Genomic DNA, 25,171 nt, shown 5'->3' with positions numbered 1-25,171 from the left:
CGCCCGGCCCACCGTGCGGTGGACCGGGCGTCGAAGGGGGAGTGTCCGCTGGTTACTTGGACTTCCCGAAGTTCGCGAACCGCTGGTTGAAGCGCTCCACGCGGCCGGCGGAGTCCATGATGCGCTGCTTGCCCGTGTAGAACGGGTGGGACTCGGAGGAGATCTCGACCTCGATGATCGGGTACTCGTTGCCGTCCTCCCACGTCTCCGTCTTGGAGGAGGTGGCGGTGGAACGAGTCAGGATGACCTTGCCGGAAGCGAGGTCACGGAAGAGAACCGGGTGGTAATCCGGGTGGATGTCAGCCTTCATGGTGTCAACCTTCTGTAGGTGCCTGGATTTTGCCAGGCACGGCGTTGCTCGGACGCGGCGCGCTCGAAAGTGAGCACACCAACCGCCTATGGTACGCCTCCGGCCCACGTCGGTCGATTCGACCCACCAGTGCATACCATCAGGAGAGGAATTCACGGGCAACGAGCTGAGGCGCCCCGCCAGGGCGCAACACCCGGCACCACACCCCGTGCCACCACTCGCAGCGGAGGTCAGTGAATGAGCACGTCACGAGCACACGGAGAGTACAAGGTCCTCGGCGGGAAGCTGGTGGTCGCGGACTTCACCGTCCACGACCACCGGCTGGCCGAGGTCTCCGTCAACGGCGACTTCTTCCTCGAGCCCGACGAGGCGCTCGCGGACATCAACGCCGCCCTCACCGGTCTGCACGAGGACACCGGTCCGCAGGAGATGGCGGCCAGGATCGAGGCGGCGTTGCCGCGCGACGCCGTGCTGTTCGGCTTCGACGCCCGAGCCGTGGTGATTGCCGTGCGCCGTGCACTGGCCAAGGCCACGAGCTGGAGCGACCACGAGTGGCAGGTGATCCCCGCGCAGGTGCGCCCCACTCTGGAGAACCTGGCCCTGGACGAGGTCCTCGCCCGGGAGGTGGGCGCGGGCCACCGTCCCCCCACGCTGCGGTTCTGGGACTGGGACGAGCCCGCCGTGGTGATCGGCTCGTTCCAGTCCGTGCGCAACGAGGTGGACCTGGAGGGCGCCCGGCGGCACGGGGTGCAGGTGGTCCGCCGCGTCTCCGGCGGTGGCGCCATGTTCATGGAGGCGGGCAACTGCATCACGTACTCGCTCTACATCCCCCAGACCCTGGTGGACGGGATGAGCTTCGCGGACTCCTACCCGTTCCTGGACGCGTGGGTCATGCAGGGGTTCGCGGACCTCGGCGTGGAGGCGTTCTACGTGCCCCTCAACGACATCGCCACGCCGCAGGGAAAGATCGGGGGAGCGGCCCAGAAACGCTTCGCCAACGGCGGGATGGTCCACCACGTGACCATGAGCTACGACATCGACGCGGACAAGATGACGGATGTGCTGCGGATCGGCAAGGAGAAGATCTCGGACAAGGGGATCCGATCCGCCAAGAAGCGGGTGGACCCGCTGCGACGCCAGACCGGCATGGCCCGCGGGGATGTCATCTCGGCCCTGACCCGCACGTTCACGGAACGCTACGGGGCCCAGGTTGGTAAGGTCTCAGACAGCGAACTCGCCGCGGCCCGGAATCTCGTCGAGCACAAGTTCGGCACGCAAGAGTGGATCCACAGGGTGCCGTAGCTAGGATGTGCGAAAGCACCCACAGCCCCGCCAGCGCCCCCGCCGGAACGCACCCCGTAGCACGGGTGCCCTGCACCGGATCCCGGTGGGTCTCGCGCGAGTCATGTCCCCCCAGCCTCGGAGAGCACATCGTGTCCACGAATCCGGTCGAGTTCAACGAAGACCAGCCCACCCCCCGCAAGAAGCACACCGGACGCAACATCCTCCTGGTGCTGCTTGGCATCGTGCTGGTGATCGGAGTGGTGGCGGGTTTCTTCGTGTGGAACCTCGCCCGCAACTTCGACAACGGCGCGCAGAACCTCGAGTCGGCGTTTCCCGAGGAGTCCAGCCGCCCCGCCAAGGGCTCCTCCGAGGATGCAGGCACCACCGTGCTGCTGCTCGGCTCCGACAAGCGCCCCGAGGGCCAGGACCCTACCGTCACGGGCTCCCGCGCGGACTCCATCATGCTGCTCCACATCCCGGAGGACGGCGGCGAGATGTACGTGATGTCCATCATGCGCGACACCTGGGTGACCATCCCCGGCCACGGCGAGGCCAAGATCAACTCCGCTCTGGACGTGGGCGGGATGCCCACCATGGTGAGCACGATCGAGGAGAACTTCGACACCCGCGTGGACGAGGTAGCCATGGTGGACTTCGCGGGCTTCGAGGGGCTCACGGACGCCCTGGGTGGCGTGACCGTGGACGTGCCCGTGTCCTTCACCTCCCAGGACGGCCACCAGTTCCAGGAGGGACCCCAGGAGATGAACGGCGAGGAGGCACTCGCCTTCGTGCGTGAGCGCTACGCCTTCCCGGACGGTGACTACCAGCGCGTGCGCAACCAGCGGGCGTACCTGGAGGGGCTGATCAACGAGCTCGTCAGCGCCGGGACGCTGACCAACCCCGTGAAGCTCAACGAGGTGGTCAAGCAGATCTCCCCGTACCTGACGGTCAGCGACGGCATCACGGCCGGATGGATCGCCCAGCAGGCCCCCAAACTGGTGGGGATGACCAGCAGCGACATCCACATGTTCACCGTGCCCAACCAGGGCGTGGGAACGTCCGCGGACGGGCAGTCGATCATCATTGCGGATGAGGCCGCCATGAAGGAGATCGGCAAGTCCATCTCGGACGGCACCCTGGACGACTACGCAAAAAAGGTGGAGCAGTCCGGCCCCTGATTCTTCCGTCCCTCTCGAAAGGGCGTGCGCGCGGTTGGAGTCAGGCTGCGGTCGAAGGAGTGGCTATCGCCCGAGAACCCTGGCGCGAGCTCGCCCGCAACCGCTTCCACGTGGCAACCGCACCACGCGATTCCGGGGGTGCGGTTGCCATGAGCCTCTCAGTACCGCCAACGGAACCGATTTGGGCCGTGCAACGGGCCAAGCCGATCCACCCCTGCAGGGACAAGGTCTTACCCATTCCCGGTCTGCCGGAGAGAACCGCGCCTCTCGACCGACCCACTGGAGCAGCCAGCTCGGCACGAGTGGGGTCACACGTAATGAGGGTTCAGTTCCGTCGCCCGAGTGCGAGGTACTGCCATCCGGCTGCCTCCCAGGTGGCAGGATCCAGCACGTTGCGGCCGTCTAAGATGGTGGGCACCTCGACGAGCGCGGCCACCGCTGCTGGGTCCATCTCCTTGAACTCGCGCCACTCGGTGAGCAGCAGCGTCATCTGGGCACCGGTCACGGCGTCCTCGAGAGAGTCCACATAGTCCAGGCGGGGATATCGCTGGGCGGCGTTCGCGTTCGCCTGGGGATCGTAGAGACGCACATCCGCACCCTGGGAATGCAGACGGGCGGCGATGTCCAGTGCGGGGGAGTCCCTCACGTCGTCGGATTCCGGTTTGAACGCCGCTCCCAGCACGGCGATCTTCGCGCCGTGGAGGGACCCTCCACACTCTTGCGCGACCAGCTGCGTGGTGCGCTCGCGTCGCCGGAGGTTGATGTCGTCCACCTCTGCCAGGAAGCGCACTGACTGGTCCAGGCCCAGCTCCGAGGCCCGCGCGCGCAGGGCGCGAATGTCCTTGGGGAGGCACCCCCCGCCGAATCCAACCCCCGCGTTGAGGAATTTCCTCCCGATGCGATCGTCCAGACCTATGGCGTCCGCGAGGGTGCGGATGTCACCCCCGACGGTCTCCGTGATCTCGGAGAGCGCGTTGATGAAGCTGATCTTGGTGGCCAGGAAGCTGTTGGCCGCCACCTTCACGAGTTCCGCAGTCTGGTAGTCGGTCACGATGAACGGTGTGTCCACGGCTAGCTGCTGGGCATAGACCTCCCGCAGGACAGCCTCGGCGCGCTCAGCTCCTGGCGTGCGCCGGGCGTCGTCGTTGTGCTCGACCCCCAGGACCATGCGATCGGGGCGCAGCGTGTCCTCCACCGCGTGACCTTCGCGCAGGAACTCGGGGTTCCAGACGAGGTCAACGGTGACGCCGTCACGAGCGGACGAGCGCGCCACGTGCTGAAGGCGCTCGGCGGAGCCCACGGGGACCGTGGACTTTCCGGCAATCACACAGTTGTGGTCGGCCGCGCGTGCGATCTGCTCCACCGCTGCGTCGACGTAGGTCATGTCCGCGGCGTGTCCGTCCCGCTTCTGCGGAGTTCCAACGCCGATGAAGTGAACGTCTCCGAAGCGGCCTGCTTCATCGTAGGAGGTGGTGAACCGCACGGCCCCCGTGGACACGTGCTTGCGCAGCAGTTCCGGCAGACCCGGCTCGTGGAACGGAACGCGTCCCGCGGCCAAGGAGTCAATCTTCGCCTGGTCCAGATCCACGCCCAGCACCTCGTGGCCGAGTTCCGCCATGGCCACGGCGTGCGTGGCCCCCAGGTATCCGGTGCCGATCACTGTCATGCGCATAAGATGATCCTTTCTGAAGAGATGGCGGGCTCAAACCCGGGAATCGCTCTCAGCGATCCGCAGTACTGCTCCGAGCATCTGCCTTTATGGGTATCTGCGAAGGCGCGGCCCCCGCGCAGTGGGGTACCTTGGCCGTTGCCCTCCGGCAAAACACGTGTCGCCGCGCCGCCCGAGGGGGGGAGTCAGATCTTGTCTACCTGGTCAGAACCTGGCCGCATTCTGCGGTTGTGGGGACCAAGGTCTCGATCTGCAGACCTTCCAGCCGTGTCGTGGGGAAAGGTTCGGCTCGTCGCCTCCGGGCGGGTGCCGTAGATCGGCATGATCGTGAACACGCAGTACATCCTTTGCTGGAACCCGTGGACGAGCCGGGACCCGCCGCGAGGTGCCGGTGCCCGTTCTTCCCCTACGTGTGGAGAGTCTATGGGAGCGGCGCGGTCAACCCCGTCAACGCGGGAATGGACGTGTCCCCCTTAGAGGGTACAGATGAACGCGCGAGTAGGAAGGATGCTTAGCCCTCGCTGCAATACACTTTTGTGCATACGAATGCATGTCCCTTCGACGTGGAAACGTCTGCATTTCCCCCCGCGCCGCCGGTGGATGATTCCCAGAATACCCGAGAACGCAATTCGATTGCACAAAACACACTTCACCTGAACAGGCGAGTTCGAGGAGAGAACCAGTGGCATCACCACTCCCGGGATCCATACCCCCCAATGCGCAGATCCCGGTCCTCATCACCTACAGCACCAGCGCAGGCCTCCAGCTGCCGCTGCCCCAGGCGACCATGCGGGAGAGCTTCACAGGACTGCAGATGCTTTCCTACCACATGTTCGAGCCCTCGGCCATCACCCTGGAGGGCTACCAGCACGACTTCACCATCATGCAGATGGGCCCCTCCGCCTTCGAGATCGAGATCCGGGCCTCGGTGTCCCGGTCCGCCCGGCTGCGCGGCCGCACGGCAGCCAAGAACCACCTCAGGACGGCCGCCATCCTGGAGCGCCTCGCGGACATGATGATCAGCATGGGGGAACTGGTGTGCTTCATTGCCAACCACCCGGACATCGAGGTGCGCTACGTGACCGGCTGCTCCGGGCAGTACTACGAGTTCCTCGTGGCCGGCCACGTGGTGCGGGCCATGGAGGCCCGTGCCGTGGAGATCCTGCCCACGCTCCCGCTGCAGGAGTCCATGCGTGCCATCCTGGCAAACCTGAAGCAGCCCGGGGTGGCGTACTGCACGCTGGAGAGACGGATCGCCGGCGTGGACTACATGCGGCGCGTGGTCATTCCGTCCTCGGACCACCTGCGGCGCTTCGCGAACGGCGGCCCGTTCTACCTGACCGCGGAGGACCTCGAGACGGCCCGGGCCCGCGTGGATCCCGCGCGCGCCGAGCAGTGGGAGGTCGTCCCCTCGTCCAAGAACGCCTACGCGGTCTGGGACCTGATCTGAGCCACGTCCGGCGGAAGCCCCGCCGGACGGGCGGCACCCGGGAGGGCGGCGCCGGGCGCGCACCCCGCGGAGCGAGGACACCACACCGCTGACCGGACACCACGCGGAGCGGGGACGACGCCGGACGGGCACCCCCGCGCTCAGCGCACCGTGCGCTTCTGGCGGTTGCCGCGCAGCAGCCGCGCCAGGTGGCGGACCCGGTCCACGTTGGAGGACACCGCCAGGTAGCCGCTGAGGACTCCCACGGTGGACATGCCTCCCACGATCAGGGGCGTGTGATACTTCTTCCACCGCTCGGGGTCCGAGGCGATGATGTGCGCGGTGCCGTTGATGGTCGCGGCAATCACGCCGCCGGCCACCACCTGGTGGCTGATCTTGGCGCCGTTCTTGAACAGCGGTTCCAGCTCGTCGGTGCGCAGGTGGACGTCGAACCCGCCGCGTTCGAGCACCACGATCAGCCGGCGCACGTACTCGGGGACGTCCACCCCCATCTGCACGGCGTCCTCCACCGTGGAGCGCAGCCGGTTGAGCAGCATCTCGGGGGAGAGCCGGTGCATGATGAAGCGCTCTGCGTACGGCTGCACCGAGGAGACCAGGTCGAACTCCGGGTCCAGGCCCGTGCCCATGGACTCCGCGGTGACGAGCATCCGCAGCAGCAGCGCGGACTGCCGGGGCAGCTGGAGCTTGTGGTGGCGCAGCACGGAGATCAGGTCCGCCATGAGCGCCCCCACGCGCACCTCCTGCAGGGGCTTGTTGGCGTAGCGGCGCATCATGACCGCCACGTCCTTCTCGATCTCCCGCTTGGAGACGTCGTGGGTGCCGCTGTCCGTGAGTCCCAGCAGTCCGGTGGCCGCGCGCCGCGGGTTGTCCTGCACCACGCCCAGCAGCAGCGTGATCAGGTGGTCGCGGAACTCCTCGGTGAGGTTGCCCACCATGCCGAAGTCGATGATCGCGATTCGGCCATCCGGTTCCACGAACAGGTTCCCTGGGTGCGGGTCCGCGTGGAAGAAGCCGTCCTCGAACACCATTTTGCAGATGGCGTCCGTGGCCTCCTTGGCCAGCAGGTGCCGGTCGACGCCCTCGGCCTCGAGAGCCGCGTAGTCGTTGATCTTGACGCCGAACATCCGCTCCATCGTGAGCACCCGGGAGGTGCTGGCCTCCCAGAAGATCTCCGGGATGTGGATCTGCGGGTGGCCCGTGAAGTTCTCGGCCATGCGCTGCGAGTTCTTGGCCTCCTGCAGGAAGTCCAGCTCGTCGCGCAGGGAGGTGCTGAACTCCTCCACGATGCCCTCGAGGTCGTAGTCCTGCGCCGCGGTCCAGTAGCGCGAAACCCACTTGGCCATGTCCTGCAGGATCTCCAGGTCCCGGTTGACCTCGTCCGTGACCCCGGGGCGGCGCACCTTCACGATGACCTGGTGCCCCTGGTAGGTGGCCGCGTGGGCCTGGCCGATGGATCCCGTGGCCACCGGCTCAGGGTCCATGTGGGTGAGGATCTCCTCGGCCTGCGAGTCCGGTTCGGCCTCGATCATCGCGCGGATCTGCTCCACGGGGATGGGCGGGGTGTTGTCCTGGAGCTTGAGCAGCTCTTCCGCGTAGCCCGGCGGCAGAAGGTCCGGGCGGGTGGAGGTCAGCTGGCCCAGCTTCACGAACGTGGGGCCCAGCTCCTCCAGCGCCATGCGCAGGTGCTCGGGCTGGGAGTGGATGGTCTGGGGGTCGATGAGCTTCACCCGCGCGAGCGGAGCCCGCCACTGGGGCTTGAGTCCGCCCAGGGCGAAGCCGAAGCCGTGCTTGGTGAGGACCTCGATGATCTGGAGGAACCGTTCGCGGCGGGAAATCATACGGCTGGACGAACCCCTTACAGCGTTCTGTGCAGATAGACGGCCATGAAGCCCGTGGCCAGGGCCACGATCATCACGAGCGTGGTGGCCAGGGGCTCCACGCCGAGCAGCACGATACCCACGACCACCAGGAGGACGGTGAGAGCCAGCAGGGCGGTCACCAGGGGCCTGAGCCCGCGGGCCACGCCGGCCACGGTGGAGCCCGCGGTGTTGCGGGCCGCGGGTGCGGTGCCGGCGGCGTCGTGCTCGGCAACGAGGGCTCCCGCGGTGTCCTGGCCCGTGCGTGTCGACTCGCCCCCGCGCCACCGCGCGGCCAGCGCCCGGGCCCCCGAGGCGGGGGAGCCCGCACCGGTGGCTTCGGGGTGGGCCGCGGTGAAGCCGCGGCGCCACTTCTTGGAGTTGCGTCCGTGATCGGACTCCACGGCCACGTAGGCCGCGGGGACCTCGTACTGCTCGGCCTCGGGCAGCAGCTCGGGGACGTCGTTGGGCAGCTCCGTGAACCACTGCGCGGGCACCTCGGGGGCGCGCGCGGCCTGCAGCGTCATGGACACCTCGAACGAGGAGCCGCGGATGGTGCCCCACACGGCGGTGAGCAGGTCGTGGTCGAAGGCGTGGTTGATGATCGGGATGAACTGCTGGGACATCTGCGTGGAGAGCCGCCCCACCTGCTTGCGCTCGTAGAGCACGTCCACGGTGTCCACGGTGACGCCGTGGGAGTTGCGCACCTTGTTGACCTCCAGCGTGAGGATCACGCGGCCCTCACCGGAGGCGGGCACGATCGAGTGCAGGTACTCGGCGAAGTCCTGCTCGTCAAGCACTTTGATGGAGGAGCCCTGGGGCAGCACGGCGGCCTGCGCAGGCGCGGTGTTCAGGGGGAACAGCAGGTCCGGGGGAGCGATGTCGATCACCGCGCGCGCATCCACCTCCGCCACGCCGTCCTGGCGCAGCAGCTCGGCCTCCAGGTGCAGGGGAACCACGGGCGTGTAGCCGGAGGCGATCACGCGGGAGAGCGGGTGCCAGTACCGGTGCGCGTCCTGCGAGGACAGGTGGGCCACCTTGTTCTCGCCCACGCGCACGGACACGGTGCGCGGGTCGAAGGGGTTGTCCGGCTCCGGCACGAGCGCGGCCATGCCGTTCCACGTCTGCGCGCGACCCGCGGAGAGACCCCCGAACACCCGCATGATCTCGGTGTCGTAGAAGTTCTCGGTGACGACGTCCAAGGACCCTCGGTCGTTGAGCGCGTAATCGGTCATGGTCTCCCTCGCTGTAGCACTGGCGGTTCCTCCGCCGCAGCATCTGCCCTCATGCTATCCGTTGATCCAGGTGCATCGATGTTCATCCACTGGGAGGACATGACCGGTCCTGGCTCAGCGGGACAGGCACATCAGCTGCAGGGTCACCGCGCGCTGGGCGTCGTCGAGCAGCTCGGTGACGATGCGCCGCAGGGCCGCGGGAGCGTCGTCGTGCGCGTCCAGCCAGGTGCGGGCCGCGCGGACCACGGGATGCTGCGCGGCCGCTCCCGCCGAGTCCCCGGCGGGAGTCCCCGCCGCGCCCGACGACGCCGCCTGGGCGTCCACCGCGCGCGGGAACAGCCCGCGGACCATCCGGGTGGCGATCTCCATGGAGTGCCCGGCCCACCACGCGGTGAGCTGCTCGAAGTAGACGTCCTCGTAGCGGCGCAGCACCGTGGGCGCCGCGAGCTGGAAGCCGGCAATGGTGGCGCTGAGCTCGTCGTTGGACAGCGTGCCGGAGACGATCCGCTCCCACGCCTGCTGTTTGGAACGGTCCGAGCGCATGGCCGCGACCGCCTCGAGGTAGCCCAGGTGACCGTCCCGCGTGGGGTCCTGGGCGTGCTCGGACTCCAGCTCGGAGACGGTGCTGTGCCCGGTGGCGGTCACCGCGGTGAGCATGCTCCAGCGCAGCTGCGGCGTGAGCTCCAGACCGGGGACGGTGTGCACACCGCCCAGCCACTCCTGGATGGGCCGGGCGTACTTCCCGTCCCGTGCCGCCTCCCGGGCGAAGGCGCGTGCCAGGATCAGCTGCGCGTCCGAACCGGGCTCCGCGGCCAGCATGGCCTCACCCAGTGCGTCGAGCAGAGCCCGGCGCGCGGCGGTGCGGTGCGTCACGGGCACGTACTGGCCCAGGGCCTGGCGCGCGTGGTCCAGGACCGTGGTGAGGATCGCCGCGTGGGACTCGGTGGTGCACCGGCGGGCCACCATGAGCACGTACTCGCGCGGGCACAGGCGCCCGTCCCGCACCGCGGCCCACAGCTGCGAGTGCGCCACGGCGCGGGCCAGGGAATCGGTGATCTCACCCACGAGCTCCACCAGCCCGGCCAGGGAGGCCGGATCCGGGTGGGCCAGGCAGTAGGTGAGGTCCGTGTCGTTGACCAGCACGACGGCGCCGGTCGGCTCGACCGCGGACGCGGCGGTGGCGGCGCCGCCAGCAACGGTCTGCCCGGCAGCGGCGCCGGTGGCCGACGGTCCGGTCACACCGGTGAGCTCGGTGGGCCGGTCCTCGGCGGGCACGCGCACCTCCGCGCGGGTGGTGTTCTCCACCGACCCCTCGGCGGTGCGGGCGTAGGTGCCCACGGTCAGCACGTGGGGGCGCAGGGGCTCGGCGCGCTGGGTGAGCGTGGCGGGGGAGCCCGCGGCCGCGGCGTCGGCGGTGACCGCCAGCACGGGAACACCCGTGGTGCGCAGCCACTGGTCCGCCCACGCGCGGACGTCGTGCTCGCACGCCTCGTCCAGGACCGCGAGGAAGTCGTCCAGGCTGGTGTTGCCGAACGCGAAACGGCGGAAGTAGGCGCGGCACGCGTCCATGAAGGCGTCCTCGCCCACGAAGGCCACCAGCTGCTTGAGCACCGAGGCGCCCTTGGCGTACGTGATGCCGTCGAAGTTCTGCCGCGCGGCCTCCAGGTCCACGATGTCCGCGACGATCGGGTGCGTGGTGCGCAGCTGGTCCTGGCGGTACGCCCACTCCTTGCGCGCCAGCGCGAACGTGACCCACGCGTCCGTGTACTGCGTGGCGTGCACGCACGCGTACGCGCCCATGAACTCCGCGAAGGACTCCTTCAGCCACAGGTCGTCCCACCACTGCATGGTCACCAGGTCCCCGAACCACATGTGGGACATCTCGTGCATCAGCGTGTTCGCGCGGCCCGCGAGCTGGGCGCGCGTGGCACCGGACGGGAACAGGTAGTCCTCCGTGAACGTGACCATTCCCGGGTTCTCCATGGCCCCCAGGTTGTACTCCGGCACGAACGCCTGCTCGTACTTGCCCCACGGGTACGCAAAGCCGAACAGCTCCGGGAAGAAGTCCAGCCCCTGCTTGGTGAGGGTGAACAGCTCCTCGGCGTCCATGTGCCCGGCGAGCGCCCGCCGGCAGTGCAGCGCCAGCGGAACGGTCACGGGCTCGCCGTGGGGATCAGTGCCGCGCCACTCGTCCGTGACCGTGGCGTACGGTCCCGCCAGGATGGTGGTGATGTAGGAGGAGATCCGCAGCGTGGGCGCGAACTCGTGGCTCACGGCACCCGGGACGTCGCCGTCCTCGGTGGGGGTGGAGGCCACCAGCTCCCCGTTCGACGCCGCGATCCAGTCCCGCGGGGTGAGCACCGTGAAGGTGAAGGCGGCCTTGAGGTCCGGCTGCTCGAACACCGCGAACACCCGGCGGCAGTCCGCGGGCTCGTACTGCGTGTAGATGTACACCTCGCTGTCCTGCGGGTCGATGTAGCGGTGCAGGCCCTCGCCCGAGCGCGAGTAGAGCGCGCGGCCGACCACGCGCAGCTCGTTGGCCTGGCCCAGCTCGGGCAGCCGGATCCGGTCCCCGTCCACCACGTCGTCCACGTCCAGGAGCGCACCGTTGAGCTCCACCTCCGTGACCGTGTCGTGGATGAAGTCGATGAACGTCTCCGCGCCCTCCTCGGCGGTGAACCGCACCGTGACCTCCGAGCCGAAGGTCGTGCTCTCGGGGTTCGGCGCCCCCGAGAGGTCCACCGTGACCCGGTAGTCCTCCACCCGGATCTGCTCGGCACGCGTGGCTGCTTCTTCTCTGGTCAGGCTGGCTCCCATGCCCCCAGTGTAGGCACGGGGCGGTGTCGCCGGTCACACGGCTACACCGCCCGCCCTGTGCGCCTACTTCTCGAAGCGGTAGTTCTTGGGAGCGATCGTGAGACCGGACTCCGTGACCGTGAGCCCGCGCGCGAGGTCCTGCTCCCGGTCCAGGCCCACGGTGAACCCCGGGGGGACCACCACGTTCTTGTCCAGGATGCAGCGGTGCACGGTGGCACCGGCACCGATCTGCACGTTCTGCATCAGCACGGACTCGGTGACACGGGCGTCGTGCTCCACCTTGACCTTGGGGGAGAGCACGGAGGAGCCCACGTGCCCGCCGGTGATCAGCACGCCGGGGGAGACGATGGAGTCGAACGCCACGCCCGCCTGGCCGTTGGGTCCGCGCACCGTCCTGGCGGGAGGCGCCATGATCTGGTGCGTGTAGATGGGCCAGTCGTAGTTGTAGAGGTTGAACACCGGCAGCGGGCGGATCAGGTCCATGTGGGACTCGTAGTAGGAGTCCAGGGTGCCCACGTCCCGCCAGTACTGCCGGTCCCGCTCCGTGGAGCCCGGGACGTCGTTGTGCGTGAAGTCGTAGACCACGGCCTCCCCGCGCTGCGAGAAGTACGGCATGATGTCCCCGCCCATGTCGTGGTGGGTGTCCGCCTTCTCGTTGTCCGTGCGCAGCGCCTCCACGAGGGCGTCCCGGTCGAACACGTAGTTGCCCATCGAGGCCAGGAACGAGTCGGGATCGTCCGGCAGGGGAGCGGTGGTGTCCGGCTTCTCCACGAAGCGCGCGATCTTCGCGGGATCGTGCGGGTCCGTCTCGATCACGCCGAAGGACTTGACCATCTCCATGGGCTGGCGCACGGCGGCCACCGTGGCCTTGGCCCCGGACTCGATGTGCTTCTCCACCATGTCCGCGAAGTCCATGCGGTACACGTGGTCCGCGCCCACCACCACCACGATGTCCGGATCGGCGTCGTCGATCAGGTTCATGGACTGGTAGATGGCGTTGGCCGAGCCCAGGAACCAGTCCTTGCCGCGGCGCTGCTGCGCCGGCACGGACGTCACGTAGTTCCCCAGCTGCGTGGACAGCCGCCACGTCTCGGACAGGTGGCGGTCCAGGGAGTGGGACTTGTACTGCGTGAGCACCACGATCTGCAGGTACCCCGAGTTCACCAGGTTGGACAGGGCGAAGTCGATCAGCCGGTAGCCTCCCGCGAACGGCACGGCGGGCTTGGCGCGGTCCTCCGTGAGCGGCATCAGGCGCTTGCCCTCACCGCCGGCCAGCACGATCGCCAGGACCTTCTTCTGTCGTGACATACGTAGCACTCCACTTCCCGAGACGGTCAGGGCCCGCGGGCCGCGACGCGGCGTCGACGTCATCTGGTCTTCACCGTCATTGTGTCCCACTCCACCTGGGCTGACACAACACCGACCCGAACTCATGGCAACTTTTCGCCCCCGCCGGGCACCAGTCGCCCGTCTCCACCGCATCAGCGTCCAGGGCCCGCACGACGACGCCGCCCGCGCCCCTCCCACGCACCACCCCTGCAGGGGTGAGGACCAGCGACGCGTGGTTGCGGACGGGCGTGCAGACCGGCTCCGCGTGCTTCCTGCCGTCGTGGGGGCAGGGCCCAACGACGCAGACCGTCGTCCACCGGACCGTCGCGACGCGGACCCTCGTCACACGGGCCAGGGGGGCGCAGCGCCAGCGCACGCTTCGTACCGCGGCGACCGGGCGGCGCGGCCCGAGGGACGCCTGTGGCGCGCGGAGGCCGTGCAGTACGCTCGCACTGTGCGAGTAGACATCCTGAGCAAAGAATTCCCGCCGGCCATTTACGGGGGAGCGGGGGTGCACGTGGCCGAGCTGTCCCGCGTGCTCGCACCGCTCGTGGACCTCAACGTCCGCTGCTTCGGTGAACCCCGGGATCCCGAGTTCCACGGCGCCCACGTCACGGCCTACCCCGTGCCGACTGAACTCGGTGACGCGAACGCCGCCGTGCAGACTCTCGGCGTGGACCTCACCATGGTCCAGGACGTCGCCGGCTCGGACCTCGTGCACTCCCACACGTGGTACGCCAACATGGGCGGGCACCTCTCCTCCCTGATGTACGACATCCCGCACGTGCTCTCCGCCCACTCCCTGGAGCCCCTGCGCCCGTGGAAGGCCGAGCAGCTCGGCGGCGGCTACCGGGTGTCCTCCTTCGCGGAGCAGACCTCCTACGAGGCCGCCGCCGCGATCATCGCCGTGTCCGAGGGGATGCGCCAGGACATCCTGCGCTCCTACCCGGCCGTGGACCCCGAGCGCGTGCGCACCGTGCACAACGGCATCGACGTCACCCAGTGGAACCGGGACGAGGCCACGGACGTCCTGGTGGAGTACGGCATCGACCCCGCCCGGCCCTCCGTGGCGTTCGTGGGCCGCGTGACCCGCCAGAAGGGTGTGCCCTACCTCCTGCGCGCCGCCCTGCAGCTGCCGCCCGAGGTGCAGCTCGTGCTGTGCGCCGGAGCCGCTGACACCCCCGAGCTCGGCGCCGAGGTCAACGCCCTCATCGAGCAGCTCAAGAGCGAACGGGACGGCGTGGTGCTCATCGAGAAGATGCTGCCGCGCCGCGAGGTCATCCAGATCCTCTCCCACGCCACCGCCTTCGCGTGCCCCTCCGTGTACGAGCCCCTGGGCATCGTCAACCTCGAGGCCATGGCGTGCGGCGCGGCCGTGGTCGCCTCCGCCACGGGCGGCATCCCCGAGGTCGTCGCCGACGGCGAGACCGGAACCCTGGTCCCCATCGAGCAGGTCACCGACGGCACCGGAACGCCCCTGGACCCCCAGAAGTTCGTGGACGACTTCGCCGCCGCCCTCACGGACATGGTCTCCGACCCCGAGCGCGCTCGCCGCATGGGTGAGGCCGGGCGACGCCGCGTGGAGGAGCACTTCTCGTGGGAGTCCATCGCCCAGCAGACCCTGGAGGTCTACCGCTCGGTGCTCTGACGCTCACCCCGGCACGGGAGACCCGCACCTCGCGTCCCTCGGCTCGGACCCCGGCGCCCCGGACCGCATGGTCCCTGGGCGCCGGGGTCCGTTCATGTCCGGCACGCGCGGCTCAACGGGCAGCTCGGGGGGCTCTCCACCCGACGGCAAGTGCGGTGCTTGGGGACTGCCGTGCCAGGACGTGCTGCCCCACCACCTGGTCAGCCGTTGGCGGGCCCGGCATCCTGACCCGGCTGGGCCAGAACGCCGCTCAACAGGTGTTCGACCGCCTGCACGTAGGCCTCGTGCGTCTGCTTCGGATCCTCTGAGAGGCTCACCTGCACCATGTAGCCCTGGACCAGCCCGATGAAGGCGGGACGGAGGCGGTCGGCCAGCCGATCGGCGTCGTCCTCCACCAGGCCGCGCTCGCTGCGCAGCCACGCGCTCAGATAGCGGCGCAGATGGCTGCCCGCCTCCGCGAGAATTCCGCGCGCCGCCACCTGCAGCTCGGGGCGGCGGACCGACTCGCCCCACACCTGCAGGGGCAGACCGGGGAACGTGGCACCCTCCGGCAGGTCCGTGACCACCATGGCCATGGCGCGCGCCGGATGGGGGAGCGGGCTCTGGGAGTGCAGGCGGTCCAGGGCCCCCAGCCGGTCGCGCATGACGCCGCGGCTCGCGTCCAGGAAGAGGTCGTCCTTGCCCCGGTAGTAGACGTACACGGCGCCGGACGAGAGGCCCGACTCCGCGATGATGTCCGCCATGGACACCGCCGAGAAGCCCTTGCGCCCGATGCAGACCAGGGCGGCGTCCTGGATCCGACGCCGCATCTGCTCCCTGTGCTCTTCCGTGACCTTGGGCACGTCCACCTCCAAAAACGAACGATCGTTCTTGACAGCCTAGCGGAGCGGGTTCACACTTTCCAAGAACAATCATTCTTTTTGAAAGGGGTGGGTCATGTCCCACGTCCAGACTCCGCAGCCACGGCGGCGCCCCGACTGGCTCAAGAGCGTCACAGCGGCCCTGGTCGCCTCGGGCGTGGTGGCCGTCGTGCTGCTCGCCTTCGCCTGGCCCACGATGACCTCGACCACCGAGAACCTGCCCGTGGCGATCGTCGGCACGCAGGAGCAGATCGACGCCGTGACCGAGAAGATGCCGGAGAACATGCTGGACCTGCACCCGGTGGCCCACCGGGAGGACGCCGTCAACGGGATCAGGACCCGCGAGGTGTACGGCGGGATCGTGCTGGGGGAGCAGCCCGAGTTCCTCACGGCCAGCGCGGCAAGCCCCGTGGCGTCACAGATGCTCAGCGGGATGGCCACGACCGTGCAGCGCGGCATCGACCAGAAGGTCATCGAGGGGACCACGGAGGCGCTCGAGAAGGTCAAGGAGGCCGCGGCCAATGGGCCCGCGGGCATGGCGGCCCTGAGCCAGCAGGCACCGCAGCAGCAGGCCGGCGCTCCGCCCACGGTGACCACCACGGACGTGGTCCCGCTGTCCGAGGACGATCCGAAGGGGAGTGGGCTGGCCATCGCCGGGCTGCACCTGACCATGGGTGGGATGATCGGCGGCATCCTGATCTCCACGCTGGTGACCGGGGTGCGCAAGCACCTGCTGGCACTGGGGCTGTACGGAGTCATCGGAGGCTTCGTGCTGGCCGCCATCCTGCAGGGACTGTTCGGGATCCTGCAGGCCAACTTCCTGGCCAACTGGGCCGCCATCGGGCTGGGGATCACCGCCACCGCCTCGGTGATCGTGGGGTTGAGCTCACTCATCGGACGAGCGGGGCTGGCCGTGGGTGCGATCCTTACCATGTTCATCGGCAACCCGATCTCGGCGCTGACCTCACCCAAGGAGTTCATCCTGGCGCCGTTCGGGGATATCGGGCAGTGGCTGGTGCCGGGCCTGTCCGGAACACTGCTGCGGGATCTCTCGTACTTCCCGGAGGCGAACATCGCCGCACAGGTGTGGGCGCTGATCGCCTGGGTGACGCTGGGGGTCGTGCTGACGTTCCTCGGTCACCACAAGAACGAGTCGGCGCTCACGGGCAAGGAAGAGGCGCCGGACGTCGTGCCGCGGGACCTGCCCGGGTGAACGGAGGATGACAAGAGGGGACGAAGGGGAGTCGTCGGGAGACGGTTCCCCTTCGTCCGTTCCGGCTTACTTTACATAATGTACATTATCGGCTGTACGGGTGCAGCGTGAGATCTCGGGTCACAGCCCAGAACGACGACCCATTGGACGCCACCTGGAGCCCCCGTGGTGAGGCCCGTCGCATGCGGCACCACGCCGGCCCAGCATTCCGCAACCGTGCGCCGGTTTCGCCCGTCGGCCCTGCGAGCCACAGGCGACGGCGCACTCACGCGCGCTGCCGACCGCCCGCGGTGCCCCATCACCGCAGGACTGGTACAAACCGTCAGTCGCCACCGTGGCGCACCATGGACCCAGTGGTCGGCACTGAATCTCGGCGAGGAATCCAGGACCCTGCGTCCCACTGCGCGTCCCACCACATGGCCGGCGTCACAGTCTCGTGGATGCGGCGTCGCGCCGCCCCGCAGCACACCGATTACCACGGCACACCGGCTGAGAGGCTTCCACTGTGACCCATTGCATGATCACCGTCTTCCACGCCCAGGGCCCCCAGGCCGCCGATGCGGTCTACTCGTCACCCAACACCGCGCAGCGTGCGGCACAGGCGTCTGCTCCGTGCGGACGGCGCGCGGAGCTCCGGGCCCTCGAGGGCTAGGTGGTTGGTGCGACTCCCCCAATGTCCCGTCCTGCACAGGCACGCCATTTCTTCGTGTCTCACGTGAGCCTTGCACCTTTTGATTTGAGTTTCACTGCAGACTTGACTTAGTGAGCGGGCGATAGCATCGACATCATGGACACCGACTCGCCCCACAGCACCGCCGACCGATCCCTCACCACGTCCCCGACCTCCTCCGGTCCCGAGATGCACCGCTCGGGCGAACGGTGGCCCGCGTACCTGGCCACCGACCTCCTGCTGGTCATCGTGTTCGCCGGGATCGGCCGCACGAGCCACGGCGAGAGCCTCTCGGGAATCCTTGTGACCGCGTGGCCGTTCCTCGTGGGCGCGCTCCTCGGCTGGCTGGCCTGCAGAGGAACCCGTCACCCCGCTGCGGTGATCCCCACGGGCCTCTCGGTGTGGCTGTGCGCCGAGGTGGGCGGCACGGTGCTGCGCACCCTCACCGGCCAGGGCACGGCGCTGCCGTTCGTGGTGGTGAGCCTGCTGACGCTGGCGGTGCTCCTCATCGGCTACCGGCTGGTGCTGGCGCTGCGCCACCACCTGCGCTCCTGCTGACACCTCACTCCATGCGTCCCGTCGGCATCCGCGGTGCCCGCACGGGCGCGTGTCGGCCGCACGGCCCAGCTAGGCTGGGACGACCCCGTGGAAAGGAACCCCATGTTCACCGCCATCGTCCTGATCAAGACCTCCTCGGACCGCATTCCCGAGGTCGCGCAGGAGGTCTCCGACATCCGCGGGGTCTCCGAGGTCTACTCCGTGACCGGTGAGTGGGACCTCATCGCCATGGTGCGGGTGGACCGCCACGAGCAGCTGGCCGACGTCATCGCGGACGAGCTCTCCAAGGTGCCGGGCGTGGTCTCCACCAGCACCAACATCGCCTTCCGCACCTACAGCACGCACGACCTCGACGCCGCATTCTCTCTCGGCATCGACGACTGAGACTCACCCGCACGCAAACGCCGCCCACCCGTGTCAGGGGTGGGCGGCGTCGTCGTTCCGAGGCGGCGCACTCCCCCGGGCCGGGTCACTCGGCGGCAAACGCCACCCAGCGCGCCAGGACGTCCCGGGCCGCGCCGGAGTCCACGGCCTCCTCTGCACGGCGCAGCGCACTCGCGAACCGGTCCATGAACGACCCCTCGGCCGACTCCTCCGCGGCCACGAGCCCTGCCGCCGCGTTGAGCAGCACGGCGTGCCGCACGTGTCCCGGGGCCCCGTCCAGCACATCGCGCACCACACCGGCGTTGTAGATGGCGTCCCGGCCCCGCAGGTCCTCCACGGTGGCGCGGGGCATGTCCAGGTCCAGGGGGTCCAGCGAGTGCTCCTGGATCTCACCGTCGCGCACCTCCCACACGTCCGACGGCGCGGTGACCGTGAGCTCGTCGAGCCCGTCGCCTCCGCGGAACACCAGGGCACGGTCGCCACGGTTGCGGAACACGCCGGCCATCAGGGGTGCCAGAGCGGCGTCGGCCACCCCGATCGCGGACGCCCGCACCCGCGCGGGGTTCGTGAGGGGGCCCAGGAAGTTGAAGGCGGTGGCCACGCCCAGGGACTTGCGGGCCGTGGCCGCGAAGCGCATCGAGGGGTGGAAGGTCTGGGCGAAGAGGAAGGTGATGCCCACCTCGGTGGCCGCGCGGCGCACCCGGTCCACGGGCATGTCCAGCTGCACGCCCAGCACCTCCAGGACGTCTGCGGAGCCGGACTTGGACGACGACGCCCGGTTGCCGTGCTTGACCACACGCGCGCCCGCGCCGGCGCACACCAGGGCCGCCATCGTGGAGATGTTGACGCTCGAGAGCCTGTCCCCGCCCGTTCCCACGATGTCCAGGGACGGCCCCGGCACCGAGATGGGGTGGGCGCGAGCCACCATGGCGTCCGCCAATCCGTTGAGCTCGGCGACACTCTCCCCCTTGGTCCGCAGCGCCATGAGGAAGCCCGCGATCACGGCGTCGGGGACCTCCCCCGCCATGATGCGGTCCATGGCCCAGTAGGCCTGGTCCCAGGAGAGGTCCCTGCCCTGGGACAGCATGGTGAGGAGATCGGGCCACTGGGCGGGTGTCACGGTGCTGCTGGAGGTAGTCACGCGTTCGACTCTACCGTTCTGCGGACCGCGCTCCGCCGCCCGGATGGGACCCGCAATCGGTGCGGTGGCGCGGTGCCGCGGGCCCCCGACCGTCCTCCCCCGCCGGCCCGAAGCTGCGACACGGTGGAGCCCCGAGGCCCAGATGGTTGGTCCGCCGGAAGTTTTGGCGACATAATGTCTCTGTGACAACTGCGACTCATACCCCAGCCAAACCGGTGGGTGCGAGCATCACTCGCCCCAACCTCACCTCCGTGGGCACCATCGTGTGGTTGTCCTCCGAAGTGATGTTCTTCGCCGGACTCTTTGCCATGTACTTCACGCTGCGCGCCACCTCACCCGAGGTGTGGGCGGAGAACACCGAAGTGCTCAACGTCCCCATGGCGTCGGTCAACACCCTGATCCTCGTGCTCAGTTCCGTGACGTGCCAGTTCGGCGTGTTCGCTGCCGAGCGGCTCCAGCCCCGGCGCACCGGCGGCCTGTTCCAGTTCTCCAAGTGGGGACTCACCGAGTGGTTCGCGCTGACCTTCCTCATGGGCGCCGTCTTCGTGTCCGTCCAGGTCTACGAGTACGCCTCCCTGGTCGCCGAGGGCGTCACCATCTCGGCCAGCGCCTACGGCTCTGCCTTCTACATCACCACCGGCTTCCACGCGCTCCACGTGACCGGCGGTCTGATTGCATTCCTCTTCATCATCGGCCGCGCCTTCGTCGCCAAGCGCTTCGGCCACTACGAGGCCACCTCGGCCATCGTGGTGTCCTACTACTGGCACTTCGTCGACGTGGTCTGGATCGTCCTCTTCTTCCTGGTCTACTTCATCAAGTAGTCCACCACCGGACCATCCGCCCCTCCCTGATCTAGAACCGAGTAAAAGGAACGTTTGACGTGAAGGCACTCTCACAAAAGCGCCGCCATCCTCTGGCAGCCCTCGCGCTGCTGGTCATGGCTTTGCTTCTGACCGGTGGACTCTACGCAGTTGCCACTACCACCAATGAAGCCAAGGCCGAGACCACCAGCTACTCGGCTCAGGACGTCCAGGAGGGCGAGAAGCTCTTCCAGGCCAACTGCTCCACGTGCCACGGCATGCAGGCCCAGGGCAGCGACACCGGCCCGTCCCTGATCGGCGTCGGCGCCGCCGCCGTCGACTTCCAGGTGGGCACCGGGCGCATGCCCATGCAGATGCAGGGCCCCCAGGCCCCGGTCAAGCCCGAGCAGTTCAGCCAGGAGCAGACCGACCAGCTTGCGGCGTACGTCGCGTCCCTCGGTGCGGGCCCCACGGTTCCCGAGGAGGAGTACCTCGACATCGCCGAGGGCGACTCCGCCAACGGGGCCAAGGTGTTCCTCGCCAACTGCGCCATGTGCCACAACGCGGCGGGCCAAGGCGGCGCGCTGACGCGCGGCAAGTACGCTCCCTCCCTCATGGGCGTCAGCGAGAAGCACATCTACGAGGCCATGCAGACCGGCCCGCAGAACATGCCCGTGTTCAACGACGCCAACATCACCCCCGAGGAGAAGCAGGACGTCATCACGTACCTCAAGACCCTCGACAACAACACCACGGTGGGCGGCTTCAGCCTCGGCTCGCTGGGCCCCGTCTCCGAGGGCCTCTTCATCTGGACCATTGGCCTGGTCGTGGTGATCGGCTTCACCGTCTGGCTGACCTCCCGCTCCGCCTGAGAGCACCCGTCGGCCACCGGCCGGCACCCAAGACACTATTCACAGCACCAAGAGAAGAATGAGGGACCACATGGGCGACCATCGTGATGGCACTCCCCACGACAGCGGGGCGGTAGTCACCTCGGACGGCGCGGACCAGGACCGCTTTCACAACCCGGGGCTTCCGCCGCACCGTCCGCGGGTGACGGACGTCGACCCCAAGGCGGCCAAGCGGGCAGAGCACCAGGTGGTGTTGCTGTTCCTGCTCTCCATCATCGGATCCGTGATCTTCTTCGTGGGGTACTTCGGCGTCCGCGTGGACGGCCCGCTCTACGATGCGGTCAACACGGAGCCCACTTCCCAGCTTCGCCTGCAGAACCTCCTGCTGGGCCTGGGCATCGCGCTCGGAATGTTCGGCATCGGCATCGGCGTGGTCCACTGGGCCCGCACCCTGATGCCTGACCACGAGATCGTGGAGATGCGTCACGACATCCGCACCGAGGAGCAGCGCGCGGACGCGCAGAGCATCCTCAACACGATCTACGACGAGTCCGGCGTGAAGCGTCGTCCGCTGCTGCGCAACACCCTGATCGGTGCCGCCGTCCTGATGCCCCTCCCCTTCGTGGGGCTGCTCAAGGACCTCGGCCCGACCGACCTCAAGGTGCTGCGCCACACCATGTGGGACGAGGGCGTCCGCCTGGTGCGTGACCCCTCCGGGACCCCCATCAAGGCCTCGGACGTCACCCTGGGCTCCGCGTTCCACGTGATCCCCGAGAACCTCACGAGCCTCGGCCACGAAGAGGGCTACCTCGACGAGAAGGCCAAGGCCGTGGTGCTCCTCATGCGTCTGGACCCGGACCAGGTCAACGTGTCCGAGGACCGCAAGGACTGGAACGTGGACGGCATCTTCGCCTACTCCAAGGTCTGCACGCACGTGGGCTGCCCCATCGCCCTGTACGAGCAGCACACGCACCACCTGCTGTGCCCGTGCCACCAGTCCACGTTCGACCTCACGAACGAGTGTGAGGTTATCTTCGGCCCGGCATCCCGCCCCCTGCCGCAGCTGCCCATTTCCGTTGATTCCGACGGCTACCTCGTTGCCCGTAGCGACTTCCACGAGCCCGTGGGACCCACCTACTCCCAGCGTGGTTTCGCCGTCCAAGACATGCAGGATGAGGCGAACTGATGTCCACATCTACCGACTTCGAATACCGGCCCACCACTCGCACCGGACGCATTGCCAACTTCGTGGACACTCGCGTGGGCGGGTCCTCCATCGTGAAGGAGTTCGGGCGCAAGGTTTTCCCCGACCACTGGTCCTTCATGTTCGGCGAGGTGGCGCTGTACAGCTTTGTGATCCTGCTGCTGTCCGGCACCTTCCTGGCCCTGTGGTTCGACCCGACCATGACCTCCACGGAGTACACCGGAAGCTACGTGCCCATGCAGGGCGTGGAGATGTCCGGCGCGTACGCCTCCACCCTGGACATCTCCTTCGACATCCGCGGTGGGCTCTTCCTGCGTCAGCTGCACCACTGGTCCGCGCTGCTCTTCGTGATGGCGCTGTCCGTGCACATGCTCCGCGTGTTCTTCACCGGCGCGTTCCGCCGCCCCCGTGAGCTCAACTGGGTCGTGGGCTGCGTGCTCTTCATCCTGGCGATCGTGGCCGGCTTCTCCGGCTACTCCCTCCCGGACGACGTGCTCTCCGGCAACGGCCTGCGCATTGCGGACGCCATCGCGAAGTCCATCCCCGTGGTGGGCACCTACATCTCGATGTTCATGTTCGGCGGCGAGTTCCCGGGTGACGCGATCATCGGTCGCCTGTACATCGTCCACGTGCTGATCATCCCCGCGCTGATCCTCATGATGATCGTGGTCCACCTCTTCATGGTGGTCGTGCACAAGCACACCCAGTTCCCTGGCCCGGGCCGCACCGAGGACAACGTGGTCGGCTTCCCCGTGGGCCCCGTGTACGCAGCCAAGGCCGGTGGGTTCTTCTTCATCGTCTTCGGCATCCTGGCGCTGATGGCCGGCACCACCACGATCAACGCGATCTGGAACTACGGTCCCTACGATCCATCCCCCGTGCAGGCGGGCTCTCAGCCCGACTGGTACATGGGCTTCTCGGACGGCGGCCTGCGGCTCATGCCCGGCTCGTGGCCCTTCTCGTGGGAGGTGAACATCTTCGGGATCGTCCTCCCCCTGGCCATCCTGCTGCCGCTGATCCCCATGGCCGCGATGTTCGGTGCCATGTTCGCCTGGCCCTGGATCGAGCGTTGGGTGACCCGCGACGACCGCGTGCACAACGTTCTGGACCGCCCCCGCAACGCGCCGTTCCGTACGGCCGTGGGCGCCGCTGGCGTGACCTTCTACGCCGTTCAGATGATCGCCGCTTCCGGCGACCTCATCGCGACCCACTTCCACGTGGCCGTGAACGACGTCATCTACTGGTTGCGCGCGCTGTACTTCCTGGGCCCCATCCTGGCGTTCATCATCGTCCGCCGATTCTGCCTGTCGTTGCAGCGCAAGGACCGCGAGATCGTCCTGCACGGCCGCGAGTCCGGACGAATCCAGGCGCTGCCCCACGGTGAATTCGTGGAGGTCCACGAGCCGCTTGACGAGTACCGCCGCTACAAGCTGGTGGACTTCGAGGACCGACAGGTGCAGCCCGCTCGGGCGAACGCCAAGGGCAAGATCACGTCCTCCGAGAAGATGCGCGGCCGACTGAGCCAGTTCTTCTTCGAGGACCGTGTGGCCCCCGTGACCCCGGCGGAGCTGGAAGCCGCGCACGGTCACCACGGTGCGGAGCCTGTCGCCGTGGGCGCCGGGTCGCACTCGGCGCAGATCGAGAAGTAGCCGCGCACGGGTTAGCAGCCGTTCGGCCGTGGGCCCGTGGAGATCTTCGGATCCCCACGGGCCCACTTTTCATCTGCACTCCTTGAGATGGCCCCGCGGAGGCCAGGCGCTGGTCTGGTCAACGAGGATGTCCGCCGGCGAGGCCTCCTGCCGCGGCCAGAAGAACCCGGGGCCGCGGAGCGCGGGGGGCATCATCAGGTGCCATCTTCCCTCGCTCTGACACCGCGTCCGGGGCTGTAAACCACTACGCGCCCCTGCCCGGACACCACCACGCGCCCCGTTCGCGACACAACCGGCCGACCCAGCTCGGACACAACAAGGCCCCCCAGCACCGATGCCATGCCTCGCACACGCGGTACTGTCGTATGAAGGCGCACATGACAGGCATCCTCCATGCATCTTTACTACTGACCCTCGCGTCGTTGAGGAGGACAGCGGGCATTCCCGTTCACCGCAGCTGGCCCTCACGTCGTGACGTTGCACCTGCCGGCCACAGGGCCGGTCCCGCACAACAACGGCCTCTTTCCCTCCGCGCTCCTGGCGATCCACCCCCGCCAGTCGGGCAGAGTTCACGTGCCTCAGGGGTCCACAGACGCACTCAGGGGTCGGCGGAGGGCACACGCGAGCACCCGGGACATGGCCTCCCGTAGCAGTTCCACCACCGGTCGTGTGCTGACGCGCCTCCCCCGCTCGGCGCCGCAGGTCGTGGAAGTTCCTGCTCCGCGGTTATTTGGTCGTCTGCACGCCGTCGCACAGAACCACCGGTCGCGGACGGAGCGCAGCGTTTTCATCGAGCTACAGGGGCAGCGGAAGCCGGTAGAGTGCCAGGCCCACCCCCGCTGAATGCCGGAGGGAACAGATCCGTCACTACTGGTCTGCCGGAATACCTAGTTACCCGTCTTCCGGGCCTGCCGGGCCTGCCGAGCCTGCCGAGCCTGCCGAGCCTGCCGAGCCTGCCGAGGGAGATGGTGCACCGCCCGACGGGCTATCTGGTGCCCGCGGTTGCGGGGCGCACCGACCTCCTACGAACGTGGATTCAGGGAGGCTATCGACGGGACCACCGCC

19 protein-coding genes are annotated in these 25,171 nt (G+C 68.3%); 11 read left to right on the top strand and 8 right to left on the bottom strand.

The window, feature by feature from the left end; all coding sequences use genetic code 11:
- Positions 1-52 precede the first annotated feature (52 nt).
- Complete coding sequence (locus P8S73_RS01340) at positions 53-310, bottom strand: type B 50S ribosomal protein L31 (protein WP_019309201.1); 258 nt, start codon at positions 308-310, stop codon at positions 53-55.
- A 237-nt stretch (positions 311-547) separates the two neighbouring features.
- On the opposite strand from P8S73_RS01340, the gene P8S73_RS01335 reads away from it, so the two are divergent.
- Positions 548-1,612 (top strand): biotin/lipoate A/B protein ligase family protein, encoded by a 1,065-nt coding sequence (locus P8S73_RS01335; RefSeq protein ID WP_019309202.1) that lies wholly within the window; start codon positions 548-550, stop codon positions 1,610-1,612.
- Positions 1,613-1,743: 131 nt separating this feature from the next.
- A complete protein-coding gene (locus tag P8S73_RS01330; protein WP_019309203.1) occupies positions 1,744-2,772 on the top strand; it encodes an LCP family protein in 1,029 nt (342 codons plus the stop codon).
- A gap of 325 nt (positions 2,773-3,097) precedes the next feature.
- Here P8S73_RS01330 and P8S73_RS01325 read toward each other — a convergent pair whose 3' ends face one another.
- Complete coding sequence (locus P8S73_RS01325; RefSeq protein WP_019309204.1) at positions 3,098-4,444, bottom strand: UDP-glucose/GDP-mannose dehydrogenase family protein; 1,347 nt, start codon at positions 4,442-4,444, stop codon at positions 3,098-3,100.
- Positions 4,445-5,123: 679 nt separating this feature from the next.
- Between P8S73_RS01325 and P8S73_RS01320 the strand changes: the two genes are divergently transcribed.
- Positions 5,124-5,891 carry a hypothetical protein gene (locus P8S73_RS01320; protein ID WP_396350445.1) on the top strand — a complete coding sequence of 256 codons (768 nt, stop codon included), beginning with the start codon at positions 5,124-5,126 and terminating at the stop codon, positions 5,889-5,891.
- Positions 5,892-6,031: 140 nt separating this feature from the next.
- Here the strand turns inward: P8S73_RS01320 and P8S73_RS01315 are convergent, their stop codons facing one another.
- The 4 genes from P8S73_RS01315 to glgC all read right to left on the bottom strand — a co-directional run bounded on the left by P8S73_RS01315 (position 6,032) and on the right by glgC (position 13,107).
- Entirely contained in the window at positions 6,032-7,729 is a 1,698-nt protein-coding gene (locus tag P8S73_RS01315; protein WP_039101175.1) for an AarF/ABC1/UbiB kinase family protein, read from the bottom strand.
- Positions 7,730-7,746: 17 nt separating this feature from the next.
- The gene (locus tag P8S73_RS01310; RefSeq protein WP_121240707.1) at positions 7,747-8,982 is read right to left on the bottom strand and encodes a hypothetical protein; all 1,236 of its coding nucleotides are present in this window, start codon (positions 8,980-8,982) and stop codon (positions 7,747-7,749) included.
- Positions 8,983-9,096: 114 nt separating this feature from the next.
- Complete coding sequence (gene pepN / locus P8S73_RS01305) at positions 9,097-11,799, bottom strand: aminopeptidase N (RefSeq protein ID WP_396350444.1); 2,703 nt, start codon at positions 11,797-11,799, stop codon at positions 9,097-9,099.
- Positions 11,800-11,862: 63 nt separating this feature from the next.
- A complete protein-coding gene (gene glgC / locus P8S73_RS01300; protein WP_047978853.1) occupies positions 11,863-13,107 on the bottom strand; it encodes a glucose-1-phosphate adenylyltransferase in 1,245 nt (414 codons plus the stop codon).
- 475 nt (positions 13,108-13,582) lie between these two features.
- Here glgC and glgA point away from each other — a divergent pair, with 475 nt between their 5' ends.
- Positions 13,583-14,776, top strand: a complete 1,194-nt coding sequence (gene glgA / locus P8S73_RS01295) for a glycogen synthase (RefSeq protein WP_144801578.1) — start codon at positions 13,583-13,585, stop codon at positions 14,774-14,776.
- Positions 14,777-14,976: 200 nt separating this feature from the next.
- Here glgA and P8S73_RS01290 read toward each other — a convergent pair whose 3' ends face one another.
- A complete protein-coding gene (locus P8S73_RS01290) occupies positions 14,977-15,618 on the bottom strand; it encodes a TetR/AcrR family transcriptional regulator (RefSeq protein ID WP_257744121.1) in 642 nt (213 codons plus the stop codon).
- Between the two features lie 94 nt (positions 15,619-15,712).
- Here P8S73_RS01290 and P8S73_RS01285 point away from each other — a divergent pair, with 94 nt between their 5' ends.
- The 3 genes from P8S73_RS01285 to P8S73_RS01275 all read left to right on the top strand — a co-directional run bounded on the left by P8S73_RS01285 (position 15,713) and on the right by P8S73_RS01275 (position 18,461).
- A complete protein-coding gene (locus P8S73_RS01285; protein ID WP_396350443.1) occupies positions 15,713-16,849 on the top strand; it encodes an ABC transporter permease in 1,137 nt (378 codons plus the stop codon).
- 787 nt (positions 16,850-17,636) lie between these two features.
- Complete coding sequence (locus P8S73_RS01280) at positions 17,637-18,077, top strand: DUF3054 domain-containing protein (protein WP_396350442.1); 441 nt, start codon at positions 17,637-17,639, stop codon at positions 18,075-18,077.
- 102 nt (positions 18,078-18,179) lie between these two features.
- A complete protein-coding gene (locus tag P8S73_RS01275) occupies positions 18,180-18,461 on the top strand; it encodes an Lrp/AsnC family transcriptional regulator (RefSeq protein WP_029603117.1) in 282 nt (93 codons plus the stop codon).
- Between the two features lie 85 nt (positions 18,462-18,546).
- On the opposite strand, the gene trpD is transcribed toward P8S73_RS01275, so the two are convergent.
- Positions 18,547-19,548 (bottom strand): anthranilate phosphoribosyltransferase, encoded by a 1,002-nt coding sequence (trpD, locus tag P8S73_RS01270; protein WP_183085931.1) that lies wholly within the window; start codon positions 19,546-19,548, stop codon positions 18,547-18,549.
- Between the two features lie 236 nt (positions 19,549-19,784).
- On the opposite strand from trpD, the gene P8S73_RS01265 reads away from it, so the two are divergent.
- From P8S73_RS01265 to P8S73_RS01250, 4 genes are all read left to right on the top strand, one after another.
- Positions 19,785-20,423 carry a heme-copper oxidase subunit III gene (locus P8S73_RS01265; protein WP_019309216.1) on the top strand — a complete coding sequence of 213 codons (639 nt, stop codon included), beginning with the start codon at positions 19,785-19,787 and terminating at the stop codon, positions 20,421-20,423.
- 59 nt (positions 20,424-20,482) lie between these two features.
- The gene (locus P8S73_RS01260) at positions 20,483-21,274 is read left to right on the top strand and encodes a c-type cytochrome (protein WP_039101168.1); all 792 of its coding nucleotides are present in this window, start codon (positions 20,483-20,485) and stop codon (positions 21,272-21,274) included.
- A gap of 70 nt (positions 21,275-21,344) precedes the next feature.
- Complete coding sequence (locus tag P8S73_RS01255; protein ID WP_039101167.1) at positions 21,345-22,439, top strand: ubiquinol-cytochrome c reductase iron-sulfur subunit; 1,095 nt, start codon at positions 21,345-21,347, stop codon at positions 22,437-22,439.
- A complete protein-coding gene (locus P8S73_RS01250; protein ID WP_102613294.1) occupies positions 22,439-24,106 on the top strand; it encodes a ubiquinol-cytochrome c reductase cytochrome b subunit in 1,668 nt (555 codons plus the stop codon). Before P8S73_RS01255 ends, P8S73_RS01250 begins: the two co-directional genes overlap by 1 nt.
- The last annotated feature ends 1,065 nt before the right edge of the window (positions 24,107-25,171 follow it).

It is taken from the genome of Kocuria sp. ChxB (assembly GCF_044359605.1).
GTDB lineage: Bacteria > Actinomycetota > Actinomycetes > Actinomycetales > Micrococcaceae > Kocuria > Kocuria rhizophila.
This window is presented reverse-complemented; position numbering and strand designations above follow the sequence as displayed.

Coding starts and splice junctions, on each gene's coding strand:
- glgC (WP_047978853.1), bottom strand. CDS start 13,107: ATGTCACGACAGAAGAAGGTCCTGGCGATCGTGCTGGCCGGCGGTGAG.
- P8S73_RS01275 (WP_029603117.1), top strand. CDS start 18,180: ATGTTCACCGCCATCGTCCTGATCAAGACCTCCTCGGACCGCATTCCC.
- P8S73_RS01285 (WP_396350443.1), top strand. CDS start 15,713: ATGTCCCACGTCCAGACTCCGCAGCCACGGCGGCGCCCCGACTGGCTC.
- P8S73_RS01325 (WP_019309204.1), bottom strand. CDS start 4,444: ATGCGCATGACAGTGATCGGCACCGGATACCTGGGGGCCACGCACGCC.
- P8S73_RS01310 (WP_121240707.1), bottom strand. CDS start 8,982: ATGACCGATTACGCGCTCAACGACCGAGGGTCCTTGGACGTCGTCACC.
- pepN (WP_396350444.1), bottom strand. CDS start 11,799: ATGGGAGCCAGCCTGACCAGAGAAGAAGCAGCCACGCGTGCCGAGCAG.
- P8S73_RS01315 (WP_039101175.1), bottom strand. CDS start 7,729: ATGATTTCCCGCCGCGAACGGTTCCTCCAGATCATCGAGGTCCTCACC.
- P8S73_RS01280 (WP_396350442.1), top strand. CDS start 17,637: ATGGACACCGACTCGCCCCACAGCACCGCCGACCGATCCCTCACCACG.
- P8S73_RS01335 (WP_019309202.1), top strand. CDS start 548: ATGAGCACGTCACGAGCACACGGAGAGTACAAGGTCCTCGGCGGGAAG.
- P8S73_RS01255 (WP_039101167.1), top strand. CDS start 21,345: ATGGGCGACCATCGTGATGGCACTCCCCACGACAGCGGGGCGGTAGTC.
- P8S73_RS01340 (WP_019309201.1), bottom strand. CDS start 310: ATGAAGGCTGACATCCACCCGGATTACCACCCGGTTCTCTTCCGTGAC.
- P8S73_RS01250 (WP_102613294.1), top strand. CDS start 22,439: ATGTCCACATCTACCGACTTCGAATACCGGCCCACCACTCGCACCGGA.
- trpD (WP_183085931.1), bottom strand. CDS start 19,548: ATGCTGTCCCAGGGCAGGGACCTCTCCTGGGACCAGGCCTACTGGGCC.